We start from the raw sequence: 20,659 nt of genomic DNA on the forward strand, positions 1-20,659 counted from the left end.
ATGCGCGCTGCCGCGCTTGCCGCTCCGTTTCACCCGACCGTCGTGCGGCGCATGCGTGTCGCCGTGCTGTTGGCGGGCCTGGGACTGCTGTCGGGCTGCCTGTCGCTCGCGCCTGCCGACACGCGCCCGCCCGCACCGATTCCCGCCGCCTTCCCCGATCCGTCGGCCGCCGCGGCGCCCGCCGCGCAGGCGCCCGACTGGCAAGCCTACTTCGTCGACACGCGCCTTCAGGCGCTGATCGAGCAGGCGCTCGCGAACAACCGCGACCTGCGCGCAGCCGTCGCGCGGGTCGAGGAAGCGCGCGCCGTCCATGGCATCCGGCGCGCGGATCAATGGCCGTCGATCAACGCCGGCGCCGCGTACGCGCGCTTTCGCACGCCCGGCGGCCTGCTCGCGCCGTCGCCGTTCATCGGCCGGCTCTACGACGTGCAGCTCGCGGAAACGCAATGGGAGATCGACTTCTGGGGCCGTGTGCGCAACCTGAAGGACGCGGCGCGCGAACGGTATCTGGCGAGCGATGCGGCCCGCCAGGCGACCACGCTGAGCGTCGTCACCGGCGTCGCGAACGCGTATCTGACGCTGTGCGAGATCGACGAGCGGATCGTGCTGACCCGCGCGACGATCGACAGCCGGCGCGAGTCGCTGCGGATTTTCCGGCTGCGTTACGCGGCCGGCGCGATCTCGCGGCTGGACCTGACGCAATCGGAAATCCTGCTGCAGCAGGCCGAATCGCTCGGCGTCCAGTTGCAGCAGGCGCGCGCCACGGCGGCCGATGCGCTCGCGCTGCTGGTCGGCGCGTCGCCCGAGCTGCCCGCCACGCCGCTCACGCTCGACGACCAGGCCGTGATGCCGGCGCTCGCGCCCGGGCTGCCGTCCGCGCTGCTCGAAAACCGTCCCGACGTGATCGCGGCCGAGCACCAGTTGCGCGCGGCGCACGCGAACATCGGCGCGGCGCGCGCGGCGTTCTTCCCGCGCATCGCGCTCACGAGCGCGATCGGCTCGGGCAGCTCGGCGCTGCACGACCTGCTGACGTCGGGAACGGGCGTGTGGTCGCTGATCCCCAGCGCCACGCTGCCGCTCATCGACGGCGGCCGCAACCGTTCGAACCTCGCACTCGCGAACGCACAGCGCGACGAGGCCGTCGCGCAATACGAGAAAACCGTGCAAAGCGCGTTCCGCGACGTGTCCGACGCGCTCGCGGCGTGCGACTGGCTGGCCGAGCAGCTGCGCGTCGAACGCGCGACGCTCGCGTCGCAGACGGAGCGCGCGCGGCTCGCGAAGCTGCGCTACGACAGCGGCGCGGTGCGCTTTCTCGAAGTGCTCGACGCGCAGCGCGACCTGCTGAATGCCGAGCAGCAGCTCGTGCAGACGCGCCGCGCGCTGCTGTCGAGCCGCGTCGCGCTGTACGGCGCGCTCGGCGGCGGCCCCGACGATCCGCGCGTGCCGCCGACGGCGCAGCAGCCTATCCATTCGACTGACTCGGAAAACAGACAATGAAAACCATCCCGCGCCCTCTTCTGATCGGTGCCGGTGCGGCCGTGCTCGCCGTCTGCGTCGCCTATTACGGCTGGTCGCGCTGGCGCGACGGCCGGGCCGACGCGGGGCTCGTGAGCGGCAACGGCCGCATCGAGGCGACCGAGATCGACGTCGCGACCAAGCTGCCGGGGCGCGTCGGCGCGATGCTCGTCGACGAAGGCGATTTCGTGAAGGCCGGCCAGCCGCTCGCCAGCATGGACGTGCTCGTGCTGCACGCGCAGCTCGACGAGGCGCGCGCGAAGGAGCAGCAGGCGTTGAACACGGCCGCGAGCGTCGACGCGCAGGTCGCGCAGCGCCGCAGCGACAAGGCGGCAGCCGAGGCGGCCGTCGTGCAGCGCGAAAGCGAGCTGGACGCCGCCCGGCGCCGGCTCGCGCGCTCCGAAACACTGTCGCGCGAAGGCGCGTCGTCGATGCAGGAGCTCGATGACGATCGCGCCCGCGCGCGCAGCATGGAGGCGACCGTGCGGGCCGCCCGCGCGCAGGTCGATGCGGCGCAGGCCGCGATCGATGCGACGAAGGCGCAGCTCGTCGCCGCGCACTCCGCCGTCGCGGCCGCGCAGGCGACCGTCGCGCGGGTGCAGGCCGACCTCTCTGACAGCGAGCTGACCTCGCCGCGCGACGGCCGCGTGCAGTATCGGGTGGCCGAGGCCGGCGAAGTGCTGCCTGCCGGCGGCAAGGTGCTCAACGTCGTCGACCTGTCCGACGTGTACATGACGTTCTTCCTGCCGGAGACCGTGGTCGGCAAGGTGCCGCTCGGCGCCGACGTGCGGATCGTGCTCGACGCCGCGCCGCAGTACGTGATCCCCGCGCGGGTGTCGTTCGTGTCGAGCACCGCGCAGTTCACGCCGAAGACGGTCGAGACGGCCAACGAACGGCAGAAGCTGATGTTCCGCGTGAAGGCGCGCATCGACCGCGACCTGCTGCTGCGCCATCTCCGGCTCGTCAAGACCGGGCTGCCGGGTGTCGCGTGGCTGAAGACCGATTCGCACGCGGCGTGGCCCGAGCGCCTCGCGATCAAGGTGCCGCAGTGAACACGACGACGCGCGCAGATACCGACAGCCGCGCGACCGACGGCGCGCCGGGCGCGGCCGGCCCGGCGCCGGTCGCCCGGCTGTCGGGCGTGTCGCTGCGCTACGGCGGCAAGGCGGCGCTCGACGGCGTGACGCTCGCGGTGCCCGCCGGACGCATGATCGGGCTGATCGGCCCGGACGGCGTCGGCAAGTCGAGCCTGCTCGCGCTCGCGTCGGGCGCGCGGGCGATCCAGCAAGGCCAGGTGAGCGTGCTCGGCGGCGACATGGCGTCGGCCGCGCACCGCGATCGCGTGTGCGGCCGGATCGCGTACATGCCGCAGGGCCTCGGCAAGAACCTGTATGCGACGCTGTCGGTCGAGGAAAACCTGCAGTTTTTCGCGCGGCTGTTCGGCCACGACGCGGCCGAGCGGCGGCGCCGGATCGACAGCCTGACGCGCAGCACCGGCCTCGATCCGTTCCTCGACCGCCCGGCAGGCAAGCTGTCGGGCGGCATGAAGCAGAAGCTCGGCCTGTGCTGCGCGCTGATCCACGATCCCGACCTGCTGATCCTCGACGAGCCGACGACCGGCGTCGACCCGCTCGCCCGCGCGCAGTTCTGGGAGCTGATCGGCCGGATCCGCGCGGCGCGCCCGGCGATGAGCGTGGTGGTCGCGACCGCTTACATGGACGAGGCGCAGCGCTTCGACTGGCTGATCGCGATGGACGCCGGCCGCGTGCTGGCCACCGGCACGCCTGACGAGCTGCTCGCGCGCACCGGCTGCGACCGGCTCGAATCGGCGTTCATCGCGCTGCTGCCGGACGAGAAGCGGCGCGGCTACGTGCCGGTGCGGGTGACGCCGCTGCAGGCCGACGACGCCGCCGGCTACGCGATCGAGGCGCGCGACCTGACGATGCGGTTCGGCGATTTCGTCGCGGTCGATCACGTGAGCTTCCGGATCCGGCGCGGGGAGATCTTCGGCTTTCTCGGCTCGAACGGCTGCGGCAAGTCGACGACGATGAAGATGCTGACCGGCCTGCTGCCCGCGACCGAGGGCGACGCGAAGCTGTTCGGCCGGCCCGTCGCGGCCGGCGACATCAACACGCGCCGCCGGGTCGGCTACATGTCGCAGGGCTTCTCGCTGTACGGCGAGCTGACCGTGCGGCAGAACCTCGTGCTGCATGCACGCCTGTTCGGCGTGCAGGAGGCGGACGTCGCCGCGCGCGTGGCCGAGATGACCGCGCGCTTCGGCCTGGCCGACGCGCTCGACGCGCTGCCCGAGCGCCTGCCGCTCGGCATGCGGCAGCGGCTGTCGCTGGCGGTCGCGATGGTGCACAAGCCGGAGCTGCTGATTCTCGACGAGCCCACTTCCGGCGTCGATCCGGTGGCGCGCGACAGTTTCTGGCAGTTGATGATCGAGCTGGCGCGGCGCGACCGCGTGACGATCTTCATCTCGACGCACTTCATGAACGAGGCCGAGCGCTGCGACCGCATTTCGCTGATGCATGCGGGCCGCGTGCTCGCGAGCGATGCGCCCGCCGAGCTGGTGCGGCAGCGCGGCGCGGCCACGCTGGAGGAAGCGTTCATCGGCTACCTCGTCGACGCGCAGCGCGCGGGCGACGCGCCGCAGGCCGCGCCGGACGATGCTTCATGGGATGCCGGCGGGGATGCCGGCGCGCCGCCGTCCACCGCCGCCGCCCGGCCCGCGCCGCGCTTCAGCCTCGCGCGCGCCGGCAGCTATACGTGGCGCGAAGTGCTGGAGCTGCGCCGCGACCCGGTGCGCGCGACGCTCGCGCTGCTCGGCTCGCTGGTGCTGATGTGCGTGATCAGCATCGGCATCAGCCTCGACGTCGACAACCTCACGTTCGCGGTGCTGGATCGCGACCAGACGATGCTGAGCCAGGGCTACACGCAGAACATCGCCGGTTCGCGCTACTTCGTGCAGCGCGACGCGCTGACGGGCTACGACGACCTCGACCGGCGCATGCGCAGCGGGCAGCTGTCGCTCGCGATCGAGATTCCGCCGGATTTCGCGCGGGACGTCGCGCGCGGCCGGCGCGTGCAGATCGGCATGTGGATCGACGGCGCGATGCCGCTGCGCGCGGAGACGATCCGCGGCTACGTGGCGGGCATGCACGAGAACTGGCTGCGCGACGAGGCGAAACGCCGGCTCGGCGTGTCGCTCGCGCCGGCGGTCGAGATCGCGGTGCGCTATCGCTACAACCCCGACGTGAAGAGCCTGCCCGCGATGATCCCGGCCATCATGCCGATGCTGCTGCTGATGCTGCCGGCGATGCTGACCGCGCTCGCCGTCGTGCGCGAGCGCGAGCTCGGCTCGATCGTCAACCTGTACGTGACGCCCGTCACGCGCACCGAATTCCTGATCGGCAAGCAGGCGCCGTACATCGTGCTCGCGATGCTGAACTTCCTGCTGATGGTGGTGCTCGCCGATCTCGCGTTCGGCGTGCGGATCAAGGGCAGCTTCGCGACGCTGCTGCTCGCCGTGCTGATCTTCAACGTGGTGGCGACCGGCGTCGGGCTGCTCGCGTCCACGTTCACGCGCAGCCAGATCGCGGCGATCTTCATGACGATCATCGGCACGCTGATCCCGGTCGTGCAGTTCTCCGGGCTGCTCACGCCGCTGTCGTCGCTCGAAGGCGCCGGCAAGTGGATCGGCACGCTCTATCCGGCCACCTACATGCTCGCGATCAGCCGCGGCGTGTACAACAAGGCGCTCGGCCTCGCCGACCTGTGGCCGCAGTTCTGGCCGATGCTCGCGTCGGTGCCGGTCCTGCTGGCCGCCACCGTCGCGCTGCTCCGCAAGCAGGAAACCTGACCATGCAGCGTCTGCTCACGATCTACCGGCTCGGCGTCAAGGAACTGTGGAGCCTCGCGCGCGACCCGATCATGCTCGTGCTGATCGTCTACACGTTCAGCGCGTCGATCTACGCGGCCGCCACCGCGCGGCCCGACACCCTGCACAAGGCGCCCATCGCGATCGTCGACGAGGACGCGTCGCCGCTGTCGGCGCGCATCGCGTCCGCGTTCTTTCCGCCGCAGTTCACGCTGCCCGCGATGGTCGGCGCCGCGTCGGTCGATCGCGGCCTCGACGACGGCGACTACACGTTCGCGCTCGACATCCCGCCGAACTTCCAGCGCGACGTGCTGGCCGGACGCCCGGCGACGATCCGCCTCGACGTCGACGCGACGCGGATGAGCCAGGCGTTCACCGGCAGCGGCTACGTGCAGCAGATCGTGTCGGGCGAGATCGACGCGTTCGTGCGCCGCTATCGCGGCGGCCCCGACCTGCCGGTCGATCTCGCGGTGCACATGCGCTTCAACCCGAATCTCGACGAGGTGTGGTTCGGCGCGCTGATGGAAGTCATCAACAACGTCACGATGCTGTCGATGATCCTCACGGGCGCGGCGCTGATCCGCGAGCGCGAGCACGGGACGATCGAGCACCTGCTCGTGATGCCCGTCACCCCCGCCGAGATCATGCTCGCGAAAGTCTGGTCGATGGGGCTCGTCGTGACGGTGGCGGCGCTGGCCTCGCTCGTGTTCGTCGTGCGCGGCGCGCTGCAGGTGCCGATCGCGGGCTCGCTCGGGCTGTTCGTCGCCGGCATGGCGCTGCACCTGTTCGCGACGACGTCGATGGGGATCTTCCTCGCGACGCTCGTGCGCAGCATGCCGCAGTTCGGGATGCTGCTCGTGCTGGTGCTGCTGCCGCTGCAGTTGCTGTCCGGCGGGCTCACGCCGCGCGAGAGCATGCCGCAGGCGGTGCAGGACGTGATGTTCGCCGCGCCGACGACCCATTTCGTCGAGCTTGCGCAGCGCATCCTCTATCGCGGCGCGGGCCTCGACGCGGTGTGGATGCAGTTTGCCGCGCTGTTCGCGATCGGCTGCGCACTGTTCCTGCTGTCGCTGACGCGCTTTCGCAAGACGATCGGCCAGATGGCCTGAGGGGTCCGGCGCGCGGCGCCCCCGGGTCCGTTGACACAGATCAACTGCGACGCGACGCCGCACGCGATCATGACGCCATGTGCCGCAACCAGCGGCGCCATCGCCTGCGGCCCCGCCGTGCCATCGGCCGCCGCTCAACCGGAGAACGTCATGATTCGACTGCAATATCGAAGCACGCTGGCGACGTCCTGCGTGTTCATCGCGCTCGCATCGCTGCTCGGCGTCGTCCACGCGATGCTGATCGACGAGCAGGTCGCGCCGTATGCGATCGTCGCGCTGGTGTCGGGCATCGTCGGCTTCGTCGCCCAGCTGAACCCGGCGTCGAGCTAGCGCTAGCCGGACGGCTGCGCGCTTCGCACCGGCACCATGAACGGCATCCTGCGCCTCGCCTTCAAGCTGCTCGTCAACGACGGCGCGAAGTTCACCGCGCTGATCGTCGGCATCACGTTCTCGGTGCTGCTGATGATCGAGATGACGTCGCTGTTCGCCGGCATTCTCAACAAGTCGTCGGCGTCGGTGATCAACATCGGCGCGAAGGTCTGGGTGATGGACCCGGCCGTCAAGACGATCGCGAACAGCATCGGCATGCCCGGCTACGTGCTCGACGCCGTGCGCAGCATCGACGGCGTCAAGTACGCGGTTCCGCTCTACTCCGGCGGCGCGCTGGTGAAGCTGCGCTCGGGCGCGTATCAGGCGGTCACGGTGGTCGGCCTCGACGACGCGAGCCTGCTCGGCCGGCCCACGATGCTCCAGGGCCGCATCGAAGACATCTACGCGGAAAACGGCTTCATCGCGATTCAGGACCCGGAGTTCGCGAAGCTGGAGAACCCGACCATCGGCACCGATTTCGAGCTGAACGATCATCGCGGCGTGATCGTCGGCATCGCGAAGGTCGCCGCGAGCGGCCTGTTCGGCACGCCGACGCTCTACACCACCTACGCACGCGCGATCCGCTACATCCCGTCGCCGCGCTTCACGACCTCGTACATCCTCGTCGAGCCGAAGTCCGATGCGGACATCGCGCACATCCAGGCCGTCGTGAAGTCGCTCGGCTACCGCGCGTACACGCGCGACGAGTTCATCGCGCAGATCTCGCGCTTCTACAAGTACGAAACCGGGCTCGGCACCAACATCATGCTGATGACGATCATCAGCTTCATCATCGGCCTGTCGATTTCCGGGCAGACCTTCTACGCGTTCATCGTCGAGAACCTCGACAAGTTCGGCGCGCTGAAGGCGATCGGCGCGAAGAGCCGCGAGCTGGTCGCGATGATCCTGTTCCAGGCGACCTTCACCGCGCTGACCGGCTACGGCATCGGCGTCGGGCTGTGCGTGCTGATGATCTCGCTCGCCAAGCTGCGCATCCCCGACTACGCGGCGCTCATCACGTACGGCAACCTGTCGCTCGCGTTCGGGATGGTCGTCGTGATCGCGGCGATCTCGAGCTATCTCGGCGTGCGGCGCGTGCTGCGCATCGAGCCCTTCGACATCTTCCGGGGCTGACGATGGCCGGCATCGCGATCGACGCGCGCGGCGTCGACAAATGGTTCGGCGAAGGCGAAGCACGCACGCAAGCGCTGCGCGACGTGTCGATGCAGGCGCACTTCGGTGAGATGCTGCTGATCGTCGGACCATCCGGCAGCGGCAAGACCACGCTGCTCAGCGTAATCTCCGGCATCCTGCGGCCGGACGGCGGCTCGGTGTCGATCGACGGCGTCGACCTGTGGGCGCAGCCGAACGACGCGATCGCCGAGTTCCGGCTCAACCGGATCGGCTTCGTGTTCCAGGACTACCACCTGTTCCCGCGGCTCACGACCGCCGAGAACGTCGCAATTCCGCTGATCCTGAAGCGCCAGCCGTGGGACGACGCGATCCAGGCCGCGCACACCTACCTGGGCGTCGTCGGCCTCGCCAATCGCGCGCAGCTGCCGCCCGTCAAGCTGTCCGGCGGCGAGCAGCAGCGCGTGGCGATCGCGCGCGCGATCGTCAGCCAGCCCGACCTGCTGATCCTCGACGAGCCGACCGCGTCGCTCGACGGCGACACCGGCCGCATGATCATGGAGTTCGTCAAGCACGAGGTGCTGAACGACACGCGCTGCATCGTGATCGTCACGCACGACGCGCGGATCTTCGAATACGCGGATCGCATCCTGCGCATGGAAGACGGCAAGCTGACCGGCATCGAGCGCGGAGGCGTGCGATGAAGCGCCGGCTCGTGTTCGTCGCGGCCGTGCTCGGCTTCCTGGCGAGCGTCGTCGCCGCGTGGCTCTACGGCCGCCAGGAGCCGCCGCAGCCGCCGGTGTTCAAGCCGGCCGCCAATCCGTACGCGCGGGGCGTCTATGCGAACGGCATCGTCGAAAGCGAGCAGCCGGCCGGCGCGAACGTGAACGTCTATCCGGACGTGTCGGGAGCGGTGACGCGCATCTACGTGCACGACGGCGATCCGGTGAAGGCCGGCGACGTGCTGCTGACGATCGACGACGCCGTGCAGCGCGCGAGCGCCGCGCAGCTCGCAGCGCAGGCCGATGCGGCGGCTGCGCTGCTCGACGAGCTGAACGCGCAGCCGCGCCGCGAGGTGCTCGACGTGGCCGGTGCGCAGACCCGGGCCGCGCAGGCGAGCCTCAAGCTCGCGCAGGATCAGTACGACAAGCAGCGGCGCGCGTACGACATCGATCCGAAAGCAGTGAGCCGCGACGCGCTCGATACGGCCGCGAACGCGGTGCGCGTCGCGGCCGCCAACCTGGACGTCGTGACGCGCCAGTATCGTCTGACCAAGGCCGGCGCATGGAGCTACGACGTGCGCAACCAGCGTGCGCAGGTCGTCGCGCTGCGGCGCGCGGCCGATGCGGCCGCCGCGCTGCTGGCCCGCTACACGCTGCGCGCGCCGGCGGACGGCATCGTGCTGGCGATGAACGCGGCGCTCGGCTCGTACCTGAGCCCGCAGGGGATCTACGACACCTACACGCGGGCCAGCGCGCCGGTCGCGGTGCTCGGCGCGCCGGTCGACCGGCTGCAGGTGCGCTGCTACATCGACGAGATCCTGATCCCGCAACTGCCCGACCTGCATGCGCTGAAGGCGCACATGTTCGTGCGCGGCACGTCGGTCGAGGCCGATCTGCAGTTCGTGCGCGTGCAGCCGTACGTGACGCCGAAGATCGAATTGTCTGACCAGCGCACCGAGCGCGTCGACGTGCGCGTGCTGCCGCTGATTTTCCGTATCGTGCCGAACCGCAACGTGCGGCTGTTCCCCGGGCAGATCGTCGATGTGTACGTCGCCGGCAAATGACCGCGCGTGCGGCGGCCGTACGTCGCGGCGCCGAACCGCTGCGCGCTTGGCCGCCGGGCTGCTCGCCGCGCTGCTCGCGGGCGGCTGCACGGTCGGGCCGAACTTCGTGCCACCGCCCGCGCCGCGCGTCGAGCGCTTCATCGCGCCCGACGATCCGCACGCGGCGTCCGGCCCGTGGACCGGCGACGGCCGCACGCAAGCGTTGTCGCCCGACGCGCCGCTCACGCGCGACTGGTGGACGCGCTTCGGCAGCCGCGCGATCGACGCGAGCGTCGACGCCGCGCTGACCGGCAGCCCGACGCTCGCGCTCGCCGAAGCGACGCTGCGGCGCAGCGAGCACGCGTTGCGCGCAGGCCAGGGCGTGTTCTTCCCGCAGATCGACGCGCAGGCCGGCGCGGCGCGCGAGCGCGCGACGCCGTCGCGCGGCCCGGCGCTGCCGGCGTCGATCTTCAACCTGTTTACGCTGTCGGCGACCGTCAGCTACACCCTCGACCTTTGGGGCGGCGAACGGCGCCAGGTGGAGGCGCTGGCCGCCGGCGTCGACGCGCAGCGCCACGCGCTGGCCGGCGCGTATCTGATGCTGAGCGCCAACGTCGTCAACACGATGATCGCGCGCGCCGCGTATCGCGACGAAGCCGCCGCCACGCGCGAGACGATCGGTCTCGTCGACGAGCAGATTCGCCTGACGCGCGCGCAGGTGACGGCCGGCGCGGCGGCCTACGTCGCGGTGCTGACGCTCGAGTCGCAGCGGGCGACGCTGCAGGCAACCTTGCCGGCGCTCGACCAGAAGCGCGCGCAAGCCGACGATCTGCTGGCGCTGCTGGCCGGCCGATATCCGGCCGACTGGCGGACGCCGGAGCTGTCGCTCGCCGCGATCGAACTGCCGGCGAGCCTGCCCGATACCGCGCCGTCGTCGCTGGTGCGCCGCCGTCCGGACATTCAGCAGGCGGAAGCCGAACTGCACGTGGCGAGCGCCCAGGTGGGCGTCGCCACCGCCGCGCTCTACCCGAACCTGACGCTGTCCGCGTCGGGCGGCTTCGACAGCGGCGTCGCGGCCAATCTGTTCTCGCCGGCCGGCCGTGCTTGGAGCGTCGGCGCCGGCGTCACCGCACCGCTGTTTCACGGCGGCACGCTGCTGAACCAGCGGCGCGCCGCCCAGGATGCCTACGACGAGGCCGACGCGTCCTACCGGCAGGTCGTGCTGGCCGCGTTCTCCCAGGTGGCCGACGCGCTGCGCGCGCTCGCGAACGACGCCGCGGCGCTCGATGCGCAGGCTCGCGCGATGGCCGCCGCCCGCGATGCGCTGCGGCTCGCGCAGGCCGGCTACGACGCGGGGATCACCGGCTACGTGCCGTTGCTGGTCGCCGACGTGCAATATCACCAGGCCCGCATCGCGTGGCTTCAGGCGCTCGCGCAACGCCTGCAGGATACGGTCGCGTTCTACGTCGCGCTCGGCGGCGGCTGGGGCGAAGCTGGTTGACGGACATGGCGCGGGCCGGCCGGCTGCTCGACGGTGCGATGCGCTCAGGCGATGATGTCGGGCCGTTCCCAGCGCGGCAGTTCGGCCCAGCCGAGCGGCGCGTACACGGTGCCGCCGGCCGCGTCGATCGTTTCGACGAATGCGGCGAGCGTCGCGCCGGCCGGTACCGTGAGCGTGGTCGCATCGACGAAATCCTCGCTGCGCAGCCACGGCGCCGCGCCGCGATTGATCTGCTCGACGCTGCACGCGCAGGCGTGGCGGCCGGCTTCGGGTGACAACAGCCCGGGCGCGTCGAACGCGACCTTCAGCACCTGCGTGCGCGAATCGCTGTAAGGCGGCTTCGCCGCGTTCTGATACGGCACGTCGGCCCAGTTCTCGCCGCATTGCTGATTGAGCGGCAGGCACGTAAACCACGCCCATGGCGAACGAACGAAGCACAACCGGTACAGGTGCGCGGCGCCGTCCAGATTGGCGATCAGCGTCATGATGGATCGATCCCGAGAGACTCGCGATGCCGATGCGCAGCGCGCGCACGGCAGGCGCGGATCATCGAATCATGACACCGCGTCCGCGCGCCGGACCGCCATGCGCGGGCCGACGCGACTGACGATTGATCGTAGTCAAACCGCGCGAGCAGCCTCATTGGGCGGCGCCGGCGGTACGGCCGGCGGGGCATGGAATCCTGCAATTGCTGACTTCGGTCAAGCGGCGCCCGCGCGTTCGCGCTGTAATCGCCTTACCGATCCGTCGATTCCCGGCGAGGCTATCTCATGAAACTGACTTTTCTCGGCGCGACCGAAACCGTCACCGGCTCGAAATACCTGGTCGAGCATGGCGGCCGGCGCGTGCTGGTCGACTGCGGCCTGTTCCAGGGCACGAAGAACCTGCGCCTGCGCAACTGGAGCCCGCTGCCGTTCCCGCCCGACACGCTGGACGCGGTCATTCTCACGCACGCGCACCTCGACCACAGCGGCTACCTGCCGGTGCTGGCGAGCGACGGCTATCACGGGCCGGTGTACTGCACGGCGGCGACCGCCGAACTGTGCGAAATCATGCTGCGCGACAGCGCGCGGCTGCAGGAGGAGGAAGCCGATTTCGCGAACCGCCACGGCTACTCGAAACACCATCCGGCGCGGCCGCTCTACACGATGGACGACGCGCTGCGCGCGCTGCGCCTGCTGACGCCGCGCGCGTTCGACGAATGCGTGCCGCTGGGCGGCGCGCTGTCGTTCCGGCTGCTGCCCGCCGGCCACATTCTCGGCGCGGCGAGCGTCGTGATGAACTGGAATCACAAGGTGCTCGCTTTCTCTGGCGACCTCGGCCGCCGCCACGACCCGATCATGCGCGCGCCGACGCCGCCGGCCCATGCGGACTACGTGGTCGTCGAGTCGACCTACGGCGACCGTCTGCATCCCGATTCGGATCCCGAAAGCGAACTGGCCGCGCTGTTCGAGAAGACTTTCGCGCGGGGCGGCGTGGTCGTGATGCCCTGCTTCACCGTCGGCCGGGCGCAGCAGATCCTGCATTACATCGCCCGGCTGAAGGCGACCGGCCGCATGGCGCACGTCCCGGTGTATCTCGACAGCCCGATGGCGACGGACGTGACCGAGGTCTATCGCCATCACCTTCTCGAGCACCGGCTGACCCTGTCCGAATCGGACGCGCTCGGCCATGCGGCGACCATGGTGCGCACGGTCGATCAGTCGAAGGCCATCGCCGGGCACCAAGGCCCGATGGTGATCATTGCCGGAAGCGGGATGGCGACGGGCGGGCGGGTGCTGCATCACCTGACCCGCTACGCCCCCGACGCGCGGAACACGATCGCGCTGGTCGGCTACCAGGCCGCCGGCACGCGCGGCGCGGCGCTCGCCGCACACGAGCCGACCCTGAAGATCCACGGCGAATACGTGCGGGTGCGCGCGCAGATCGAATCGATCACGACGCTGTCGGCTCATGGCGATTACGAGGACGTGCTCAAATGGCTCGGCACGATGCAGGGTGCGCCGGTGCGAACCTTCGTCACACATGGGGAGCCGGCCGCCGCGGATGCGCTGCGCCGGCGCATCGCTGATACGCTGCACTGGACTTGTGAGGTGCCGGTTTATGAGCAGTGTGTCGATTTGAATGAGGGGGATGAGATGGGCGGGCGCGACGAAGGCGGAACCGCAGCCGCGCCGGCCGATGGCACGCAGCAGCCCGCTGCGCGCTCGTCCTGACGCTTAGCGGCGCCGGTGAAGCGCCGCATACGCATGACGCGTATAGGCCGAGACCTGACCGGTCAGTCAACGTCAGGTTAAGTCTCGGACAATACGACTGTTCGTCGCCGTTGGCGGTGATCGACCCATTGCAGCCGTTCGGGTTTCGGTCAGCAACCCGCGCCGAACGCACCGGCCGACAAACTCGGCTCGCCAGATCGCCACGTACGGGTTTCGAAGCGGTTCGGGAGGGGTAAAGCGACACTCGAAAACCGGATAGTTTCGAGTTTTCACATAGCCTCGGCCGGAAGCCGTCGGTAGCGGCCGAGCCGCCACCGCCCATGCAGTCGTCCAGGGCGTGTGAACGATTCGCATACCGAGAATCGTATATAAATCATGCCTCTACGGTCGTGCAGGGGAGTGTGCGACGTGAATTGACGACGTTGCTTCGGACATAGACGAAGTGACGGCATTATTTCGGAGAGATTGTCGATGATGTCGTCAACTCGGGAGCCAAGAGCCACGTGCGATGGGCACCTCGAATTGACATCTTTGCTTTGCTCTACGGGTGGCAATACTGGCGAAACGGCAGGCACTGTCGACGGCGTCGTGACGACAGGAACGAATGCGATATTGGCCCTGCCGGCCAACGTTCCATGATCGAGCGTGACTACCATCTTGGCTATGCGCGTGATGCATAAGAAGCATAAATCGGACCCGGAAGCGACAATCAAGGCGCTCAGTTACGAAAAATAAGTATAATTTCAGGATCACGTCCTACCTCGGTTTAGCCCCCGATAAACATGCTGCGTGAAGGTCAATTTCATTATATTTCGTAAAATCTGCTATCGTACGCCAGCGTCTGGCTCCATTTGGCAATCCAAAATAGAGATCACTCGCCTTCGGTTCGCTATCCGTTGGCGCATCGAATGGAACATCTGTCGCTTTCCAGGCCTCTGCGACCAGAGTTTTTCTTCCGTCAGGCGTCACTCGCAATACGCGAATCCATGCGGGGTGCTCACCCAATACCGAGAGATCAGGAATCCGTTCTTCATCTTCCGTTGAATTTCGAGGTGCCCAGCCGATCAGAATAATTTTGACTACTTTCCCTGAAAAATTAAGTTGCTCCTGGCGCTCTACGCTCTTCCCTAGGAGCCTGAAACGGCAAATTGGAACATGAGAGTTTGCTTTGAAATATTCTGCGATGACCCAATCAAGACTTGAGGACACAATAGGAACATCCCGACGTCGGTCGAATCTGTAGATTCTCTCTAAATTCTTTACCACTGACAGTGGAGTGTCGGCATTCTGGAAATAATAACGAGCCTGTTTTAAATCATTCGCTTCAGATTTTATGGAGTTAACAGGATTCATATCAAGAATTAGCTCTCGCGGCGGAATTGTAAGTGATATTAGCCTGTCTCCATCCACCTTGCCGTAATACATTGGATGAGTCGATTCTACTACTTTCGCGGCAGGAAATGCCGCCTGAGATATTGAAAGCAATATGATTCCTGCAACCATCATTCTGACCGAAAAATAATCGAAAGATAGATTCATGTCATTTTTAATGTGAAGTGAGTTTGCTTTGCGATGTCAATTATTTGACAAAAAATCGCACCACTTCGTGCGCTCGAGCAGGTATTGCGTCCCGTCCGGGGGGGCTATGTGTTTCGCCAAGTGTTAGGGGCTGACTTGGGTTGGTAATTGGTACCGTCGCGCAGCATGGCGAACAGAACGTCGTGGCGGCGCCGTACGAGCGCGATGAGCGCTTGGTTGTGGCGCTTGCACATCGAAACTGCTGCGCCAGTTCAGCCAACGTCCACTCGCCCTTGACCGCTGCCAGCACTACCTTCGCTTTGAACACCGCTGAGTGCGTCCGTCGGGTTCTCTTCGTCATTTCCTCGGTTCCTTTGCCAGCATTATCGCTGGCTTAGGCCCCGGACAAACCACTTATCCGACTGCCCTAATTTGCGCGGCCACCACGTCGCATGGACGCGCCACTCGCTGACCGTCGGTTGCCTCGCAAATCGTTCGGCGCTCGGATTTCCGATTGTCGACGAAGTAGGCTGCCGCGTCGAATGTCTCAAGTTGGCCGAACCCCGACCTGCACGCGGTAAAACATGCAATCGTGAGGGCGTGGGTGTTGGTGAATTCGAACGTCCACGCAGGACTATTCGTCGTCGGGAAGCTCGCTGGCGCGATGCCCACGGAAGGTGGGCAAGCGCCAGCCAAACCGAAGCGAAGCAAGCCGAATGGCAACGCAGAGGATTGTCGCAAACCATGGCGTCCACCACTGCGTCCAGTGCGCGGACGAGAACAGAACTTGTGCGCCCGCACCGGCGAGCGCAGCCGTCGCATAGACCTCGCGGTCCAAAATGACCGGCAGGCGCGAAAGCACGACGTCGCGCATGACACCGCCGCCGACCGCAGTCACGATGCCGAGCAAAATGGCGAGCTCCGCATTGTGTCCGAAACTCAGCGCCTTTTGCGCACCCGCAACGGCGAACAGGCCGAGCCCAATCGCATCAAAGAACAGAACGGGCTGCCGTAGACGGCGTACCGGTGCATACGCGAAAATCGCGACTGCGGTCGCGAGCACGGAAGCCGCCAGATACCTCCAGTTTGAAAGCCCTGCCGGCGGAATCGCGCCAATGCAGACGTCACGCACGATTCCGCCGCCGCATGCCACCATGAACGCGATGGACAAGGTGCCGAACAGGTCCAGCCGCTTTTGGCGAGCGGCAATAGCGCCGCTCATGGCGAATACGAAAGTCCCGACCAGATCGAGGGCGAAGTAGGCCGCGTGCGAATTCACGCCGATGTATCTCGCTGGTCGAGCCACGCCCCGGCCGCGCATAGCATCGCTTCCAGCCCCGTACGCAGCGTCGGGTCGAGTACCGGCGCGAACTTCGGCGAATGGTTGCTGGGAATCTCGTTGAGCTTTTTCTCCGCCAACGCCTTTCTAAACGTATCCGGATCGGTCCCGCCGATGAACCAGAACCCATATGGCACGCCCCATTCGCGCCCGAATACGCTGAAGTCCTCGCTCGCCGCTGCCGGGGGCGTTTCGTAGGCGCGCTCGCCAAAGTGCGCTTCGAATGCCGCCCTCAGACGCTCGCTTGCCTGCGCGTCGTTGATCGTCAGCGGATAACTCGAGAGCGTCGTGAATTCGGGTTCGCGTGGTGCGTTGGAAGCCATGCATTCCGCGCAACAGATGCGACGGATCGCACCCAGCATGTATTCGCGCACGTCTTCGTCGAATGTGCGCATGTTGAGCTTGAGCGTCGCGTCGTCCGGGATGATGTTCTCTTTCGTTCCCGCCTGCAGCGCACCAATCGTCAGCACCGCGCTATCGCGCGGGGAGATTTCCCGCGATACGATCGTCTGCAGACGGAGCGTCGTCGAAGCCGCCATGATGACCGGATCGATCGAGGTTTGTGGCTGCGATCCGTGCGAACCGCGTCCAAACAACCTTACCTTCAAACTGTCGCCCGCCGAAAGGATCGTGCCGCTCCGATAGCCGACCGTGCCCGCCGCGCCAACCATGACGTGCTGACCAAGGATGACGTCCGGCTTCGGGAAGCGTTCGGCCATGCCGTCGTCAATCATGCTGCGGGCGCCGCGCGCCACCTCCTCGCCCGGCTGAAAGACCGCCATCAGCGTTCCGCGCCAGGCGTCCCGGTGCGCCGCCATCAGGTGTGCGACACCCATCAGCCAGGTCACGTGCATGTCGTGGCCGCACGAGTGCGCGACGCCCACTTCGAGGCCATCCTCGTCCTTCGCCCTCGCCGTGCTGGCATACGGCAATCCGGTCGCCTCTGCCATCGGAAGCGCATCCATGTCGGCGCGCAACATTACAGTCGGACCGTCGCCGTTGCGTAACACCGCCACGACGCCGGTCATGCCAATACCCCGCGTAACGTCATAACCGACATGTTCGAGATAATCGGCTGCAATACGTGCGGTGCGCACTTCCTGCATCGACAGTTCGGGATGCTCGTGCAGGTCCTTGTAGATCGCTTCGAGCTCAGGTAGGAGGCTTTCGATGGCGTCCTTGGTCGCTTCCACCAATGCAGGCATGATCGATCCTTTCAAATGGTTCGTTGCGGTTGCCGATGTCGCATCGCACGCGTCGGCCTTCGTTGAAGCGTGGCAGCGCTTGCGCCCCATCTGGCAACACGACGGCAGGAGCGCGGTACGCAATCCGCCAACTAGTCGGATGCATGCGATAGGGCGAAACACGGAACATCCGTGCGAGCCTGCTCTACTCTGGCACTTCGTATTACGTTGCCATCAAGTCGCCTACTGCCCGAAGCAGGACAGGACTAGAAGATAACCATAGTCTCGATAGCGGCAATCCGGAAGTTCCCGTCGATTCATAAGACAAAGCGGTCGCCCGCAGGTCCGGCTCGGCGAGACCGCGTACGACTCCTTCTGGCTGCGGATTCAACCGGTCGATGCAACAGATTGATGGAACCGCTGGGCGGGGGGAATATCCAAGACCGGCTGCCGGCTGACCAGACACATGCTGTTCGAGGCGGCGTCGGCTTTGCTCCTGCGTCATAAGCGCGACTGCGCGCACTCCGACGTTGGGCGCAGGCACTGATTCCCCGGATTGGCCTGCGCAAAGCACTGGTTGCAACCACTCGCAAACTCTCGACGCTGCCGCTTTCAATGTGGAGAAGCAGCAAGGAGTTCATCTCGGGATAGCCACACGCTCGCCGTCGCAAGTCGCTTTACCTGCAACAACTGCGGTACCGGTTCATCCAGGCTGATTACGTCGCCTCAACGATTCCTTGACGCGCTTTGCGGGAAAACCGCGGCAATCACATCGGAACGTTGTAGCGACTCTCTGACGGCATGTTGTGGCGTGAACACGACCACGAAGACGACAAGGAAACGGCTGGTCTGAACCCTTTCCCGGAGGATGATCAATTGACAGCAATTAGACGACAAGCGCATCTATCGCCTGTACCGTGAGGCAGGGCTGGCTGTGCGGCGCCGTCGCAAGCGCCAGGGCGTCATGATTGAGCGCGAGCAACTGGCATTGCCGGGCGCGCCCAACGAGGTGTGGTCAATCGATTTCTTGATGGATGCGCTTTCCAACGGCCCGCGCGTGAAGTGCCTGACCGTCGTCGACGACTTCACGAACGAGGCTGTCGACATCGTCGTCGATCATGGCATCTCAGGTTTGTATGTCGCTCGGGTATTGGACCGTGCAGCTCGCTTCCGTGGCTATCCCAAGGCGGTGCGAACCGACCAGGGGCCCGAATTTACGAGCCGCGCGCTTGACCAGCGGGCATATGCGAACGGCGTCACGCTGAAGTTGATTCAGGCGGGCAAGCCAACGCAGAATGCGTACATCGAATCGTTCAACGGCATGTTCCGCGACGAATGCCTTAACGAGCACTGGTTCACGACGCTCGCGCACGCTCGGGCTGTCATCGCGGCATGGCGTCAGGACTACAACGAGCAAAGGCCGCACAGTGCACTGAACTACCTTGCGCCGTCGGAGTTTGCGGCGAAACATCGGGCAACCGCGGATGCTCCTGCCGCTTTCCAGGAGTTGGTTTAAAGGGACTTTGCTAGAAGCCCATTGGCTCTATTAAAGGGGGCAGGTCAGCGTGCTTCCGCGAAGGTTCGCTTCATACAGTAAGCCTGATACGCTTAACCGACCTCGATACGATTACGGCCCGACTCTTTCGCCGCATAGAGCGCCCGGTCTGCCCGCCGCATCAACGCATCGACATCACGCTCGCCCGCTTCCCGTGTGACGACACCGATACTGACGGTAAATTGGATCGGCTTTACGCGCCACGCGTGCTCGAAATCCTGTTCCTCGAAGCGGCGACGCAGCGTCTCCGCGATCAGACGCACGTCTGCGGCGTCTGCGCCCGGCAATGCCGCGACGAATTCCTCCCCTCCCCAGCGCGCGAACAACCCAGACTCGTGCGGAATCGACATACCGACCTTCGCCAGCACCCGCAGCACTTCGTCGCCGATATCGTGGCCGTAGCCGTCGTTGATCTTCTTGAAGTAGTCGATGTCCAGAATAAACACAGACAGGAGGTCGTCGGTGCCGAGCACCTTTTCGACAAAATTCAGAAACTCGCGGCGGTTCGCCAGGCCGGTCAGCGCGTCGGTCACGGCCTGCTTCTTCAGCAGAGCGATGAGCTCAGCGCGTTCTCTGATATCGCGAACGACTGCCGTGAATTCGATGACGCCGTTCACTTCTATTTTTGAAATGGCGATTTCAACGGGGATGACCGTGCCATCCCGATGCCGTCCATACACGCTGTTGCTTTCGTCCATGCGGGGCGGTGTAATCGACCGCAGGCTCATCTGTACGGAGTCTGCGAACCGCCCGACGTTCCGGGAATGATTCGCGCGAAACTTTTCCGGCAACAGGACTTCGATCCGCTGTCCCAGCACCTCGGCGGACTTGTAGCCGAACAGGTTCTCTGCCGCGCGATTGAAGAACGTGATGTTGTGCTGTTCGTTGATCGTTACAATCGCGTCGTAAGCGGAGTCGACCACCGCCCGAAAACGGGAAGCACTCACTTCGAGTTCATGTGTCAGCCGCGTTTCCGAGGCAGTATCGAAACCTGTCACGAGGACTTCGTGCACGGCCGTTCCACTGCTCGTATGTCTGAGGGGTTTAAGCGAGAGGTGCCACGGGTGTACGCCGTCATGAAGCGCGAAAGACTGCCGCAGTTCCTGCGCCGCTCCGGACGTGAAGCATGCCCGAAGCTTTTCGCACAACTCGAGTCCCACTTGATTCAGAATCAGAGCGTCGAATGAGATGGGGAACGTGTTCCAATCCGCAGCTATCCCACCCGCCATTTGGATGAACCGGGCGTTGCAGGCATTGATGACGAATTCGCCGTGAGCATCGCGCCCGACGACAGCGAAGCTGACCATCTCGCCGTCCACGTAATCTTGTGATCTGTTACTCAAATCCGACATAGCCTTACCTTGCGACACTTTGATTCGGCACTAACTCAGGTAGTGAATGATTTTGCTGAAACCGCCGCATCGACTATTGATATCGGCAAGGCGCCGGGAGTCTTGAGGGTGAAAGGCGATAGGAAAGGATCAGGGTTCTTCCGGTTCAGCGACGAAGGCAATCCGTCCCGGTGCATAACGTGATCGATCTGATCGCTTGCCAGACATCAAGACATGGCTGAA

Annotated in this window: 15 protein-coding genes and 1 pseudogene; 11 read left to right on the forward strand and 5 right to left on the reverse strand. The window is 66.0% G+C overall.

What is annotated here, in order from left to right; all coding sequences use genetic code 11:
- From WJ35_RS17085 to WJ35_RS17125, 9 genes are all read left to right on the forward strand, one after another.
- Nucleotides 1-1,497, forward strand: coding sequence for an efflux transporter outer membrane subunit (locus WJ35_RS17085; protein ID WP_069239561.1), 1,497 nt, complete (start codon nt 1-3; stop codon nt 1,495-1,497).
- Nucleotides 1,494-2,567, forward strand: a complete 1,074-nt coding sequence (locus tag WJ35_RS17090) for an HlyD family secretion protein (RefSeq protein WP_069239562.1) — start codon at nt 1,494-1,496, stop codon at nt 2,565-2,567. Before WJ35_RS17085 ends, WJ35_RS17090 begins: the two co-directional genes overlap by 4 nt.
- Complete coding sequence (gene rbbA / locus WJ35_RS17095) at nt 2,564-5,380, forward strand: ribosome-associated ATPase/putative transporter RbbA (RefSeq protein ID WP_069239563.1); 2,817 nt, start codon at nt 2,564-2,566, stop codon at nt 5,378-5,380. The genes WJ35_RS17090 and rbbA overlap by 4 nt, the downstream gene beginning before the upstream one ends.
- Nucleotides 5,381-5,382: 2 nt before the next feature.
- Nucleotides 5,383-6,507: an ABC transporter permease gene (locus WJ35_RS17100; protein WP_069239564.1), complete on the forward strand. Its 1,125-nt coding sequence runs from the start codon at nt 5,383-5,385 to the stop codon at nt 6,505-6,507.
- 150 nt (nt 6,508-6,657) lie between these two features.
- Complete coding sequence (locus tag WJ35_RS17105; protein WP_069239565.1) at nt 6,658-6,837, forward strand: DUF2964 family protein; 180 nt, start codon at nt 6,658-6,660, stop codon at nt 6,835-6,837.
- Between the two features lie 36 nt (nt 6,838-6,873).
- On the forward strand, nt 6,874-8,010 hold the full coding sequence (locus WJ35_RS17110) for an ABC transporter permease (RefSeq protein WP_011880378.1): 1,137 nt from the start codon (nt 6,874-6,876) through the stop codon (nt 8,008-8,010).
- On the forward strand, nt 8,007-8,711 hold the full coding sequence (locus WJ35_RS17115) for an ABC transporter ATP-binding protein (protein WP_172820474.1): 705 nt from the start codon (nt 8,007-8,009) through the stop codon (nt 8,709-8,711). Before WJ35_RS17110 ends, WJ35_RS17115 begins: the two co-directional genes overlap by 4 nt.
- Nucleotides 8,708-9,793: an HlyD family secretion protein gene (locus WJ35_RS17120; RefSeq protein ID WP_011880380.1), complete on the forward strand. Its 1,086-nt coding sequence runs from the start codon at nt 8,708-8,710 to the stop codon at nt 9,791-9,793. The genes WJ35_RS17115 and WJ35_RS17120 overlap by 4 nt, the downstream gene beginning before the upstream one ends.
- Nucleotides 9,771-11,273, forward strand: coding sequence for an efflux transporter outer membrane subunit (locus WJ35_RS17125; RefSeq protein ID WP_011880381.1), 1,503 nt, complete (start codon nt 9,771-9,773; stop codon nt 11,271-11,273). Before WJ35_RS17120 ends, WJ35_RS17125 begins: the two co-directional genes overlap by 23 nt.
- 44 nt (nt 11,274-11,317) lie before the next feature.
- On the opposite strand, the gene WJ35_RS17130 is transcribed toward WJ35_RS17125, so the two are convergent.
- Nucleotides 11,318-11,758 (reverse strand): hypothetical protein, encoded by a 441-nt coding sequence (locus tag WJ35_RS17130; protein ID WP_069239566.1) that lies wholly within the window; start codon nt 11,756-11,758, stop codon nt 11,318-11,320.
- 285 nt (nt 11,759-12,043) lie between these two features.
- On the opposite strand from WJ35_RS17130, the gene WJ35_RS17135 reads away from it, so the two are divergent.
- The gene (locus tag WJ35_RS17135; protein ID WP_069239567.1) at nt 12,044-13,489 is read left to right on the forward strand and encodes an MBL fold metallo-hydrolase RNA specificity domain-containing protein; all 1,446 of its coding nucleotides are present in this window, start codon (nt 12,044-12,046) and stop codon (nt 13,487-13,489) included.
- A gap of 756 nt (nt 13,490-14,245) precedes the next feature.
- On the opposite strand, the gene WJ35_RS31365 is transcribed toward WJ35_RS17135, so the two are convergent.
- The 3 genes from WJ35_RS31365 to WJ35_RS17145 all read right to left on the reverse strand — a co-directional run bounded on the left by WJ35_RS31365 (nt 14,246) and on the right by WJ35_RS17145 (nt 17,551).
- Complete coding sequence (locus WJ35_RS31365) at nt 14,246-15,028, reverse strand: hypothetical protein (protein WP_155121938.1); 783 nt, start codon at nt 15,026-15,028, stop codon at nt 14,246-14,248.
- A 613-nt stretch (nt 15,029-15,641) separates the two neighbouring features.
- Complete coding sequence (locus tag WJ35_RS17140) at nt 15,642-16,286, reverse strand: trimeric intracellular cation channel family protein (protein WP_011879993.1); 645 nt, start codon at nt 16,284-16,286, stop codon at nt 15,642-15,644.
- Entirely contained in the window at nt 16,283-17,551 is a 1,269-nt protein-coding gene (locus WJ35_RS17145) for a M20 family metallopeptidase (protein WP_011879992.1), read from the reverse strand. The genes WJ35_RS17140 and WJ35_RS17145 overlap by 4 nt, the downstream gene beginning before the upstream one ends.
- A gap of 865 nt (nt 17,552-18,416) precedes the next feature.
- On the opposite strand from WJ35_RS17145, the pseudogene WJ35_RS17150 reads away from it, so the two are divergent.
- Nucleotides 18,417-19,046 (forward strand): annotated as a pseudogene (locus WJ35_RS17150) (IS3 family transposase); the annotation flags it as partial.
- Between the two features lie 92 nt (nt 19,047-19,138).
- On the opposite strand, the gene WJ35_RS17155 reads toward WJ35_RS17150, so the two are convergent.
- Nucleotides 19,139-20,437 carry a sensor domain-containing diguanylate cyclase gene (locus WJ35_RS17155; RefSeq protein WP_069239568.1) on the reverse strand — a complete coding sequence of 433 codons (1,299 nt, stop codon included), beginning with the start codon at nt 20,435-20,437 and terminating at the stop codon, nt 19,139-19,141.
- Nucleotides 20,438-20,659: the final 222 nt, after the last annotated feature.

The organism is Burkholderia ubonensis (assembly GCF_001718695.1).
Taxonomy (GTDB): Bacteria; Pseudomonadota; Gammaproteobacteria; order Burkholderiales; family Burkholderiaceae; genus Burkholderia; species Burkholderia ubonensis_B.

Excerpts from the sequence above, each read along its gene's own strand:
- WJ35_RS17085 (WP_069239561.1), top strand. The coding sequence starts at position 1 with ATGCGCGCTGCCGCGCTTGCCGCTCCGTTTCACCCGACCGTCGTGCGG.
- WJ35_RS17090 (WP_069239562.1), top strand. The coding sequence starts at position 1,494 with ATGAAAACCATCCCGCGCCCTCTTCTGATCGGTGCCGGTGCGGCCGTG.
- WJ35_RS17155 (WP_069239568.1), bottom strand. The coding sequence starts at position 20,437 with ATGTCGGATTTGAGTAACAGATCACAAGATTACGTGGACGGCGAGATG.
- WJ35_RS17130 (WP_069239566.1), bottom strand. The coding sequence starts at position 11,758 with ATGACGCTGATCGCCAATCTGGACGGCGCCGCGCACCTGTACCGGTTG.
- WJ35_RS17120 (WP_011880380.1), top strand. The coding sequence starts at position 8,708 with ATGAAGCGCCGGCTCGTGTTCGTCGCGGCCGTGCTCGGCTTCCTGGCG.
- WJ35_RS17110 (WP_011880378.1), top strand. The coding sequence starts at position 6,874 with ATGAACGGCATCCTGCGCCTCGCCTTCAAGCTGCTCGTCAACGACGGC.
- WJ35_RS17145 (WP_011879992.1), bottom strand. The coding sequence starts at position 17,551 with ATGCCTGCATTGGTGGAAGCGACCAAGGACGCCATCGAAAGCCTCCTA.
- WJ35_RS31365 (WP_155121938.1), bottom strand. The coding sequence starts at position 15,028 with ATGAATCTATCTTTCGATTATTTTTCGGTCAGAATGATGGTTGCAGGA.
- WJ35_RS17100 (WP_069239564.1), top strand. The coding sequence starts at position 5,383 with ATGCAGCGTCTGCTCACGATCTACCGGCTCGGCGTCAAGGAACTGTGG.
- WJ35_RS17125 (WP_011880381.1), top strand. The coding sequence starts at position 9,771 with ATGTGTACGTCGCCGGCAAATGACCGCGCGTGCGGCGGCCGTACGTCG.
- WJ35_RS17135 (WP_069239567.1), top strand. The coding sequence starts at position 12,044 with ATGAAACTGACTTTTCTCGGCGCGACCGAAACCGTCACCGGCTCGAAA.
- WJ35_RS17105 (WP_069239565.1), top strand. The coding sequence starts at position 6,658 with ATGATTCGACTGCAATATCGAAGCACGCTGGCGACGTCCTGCGTGTTC.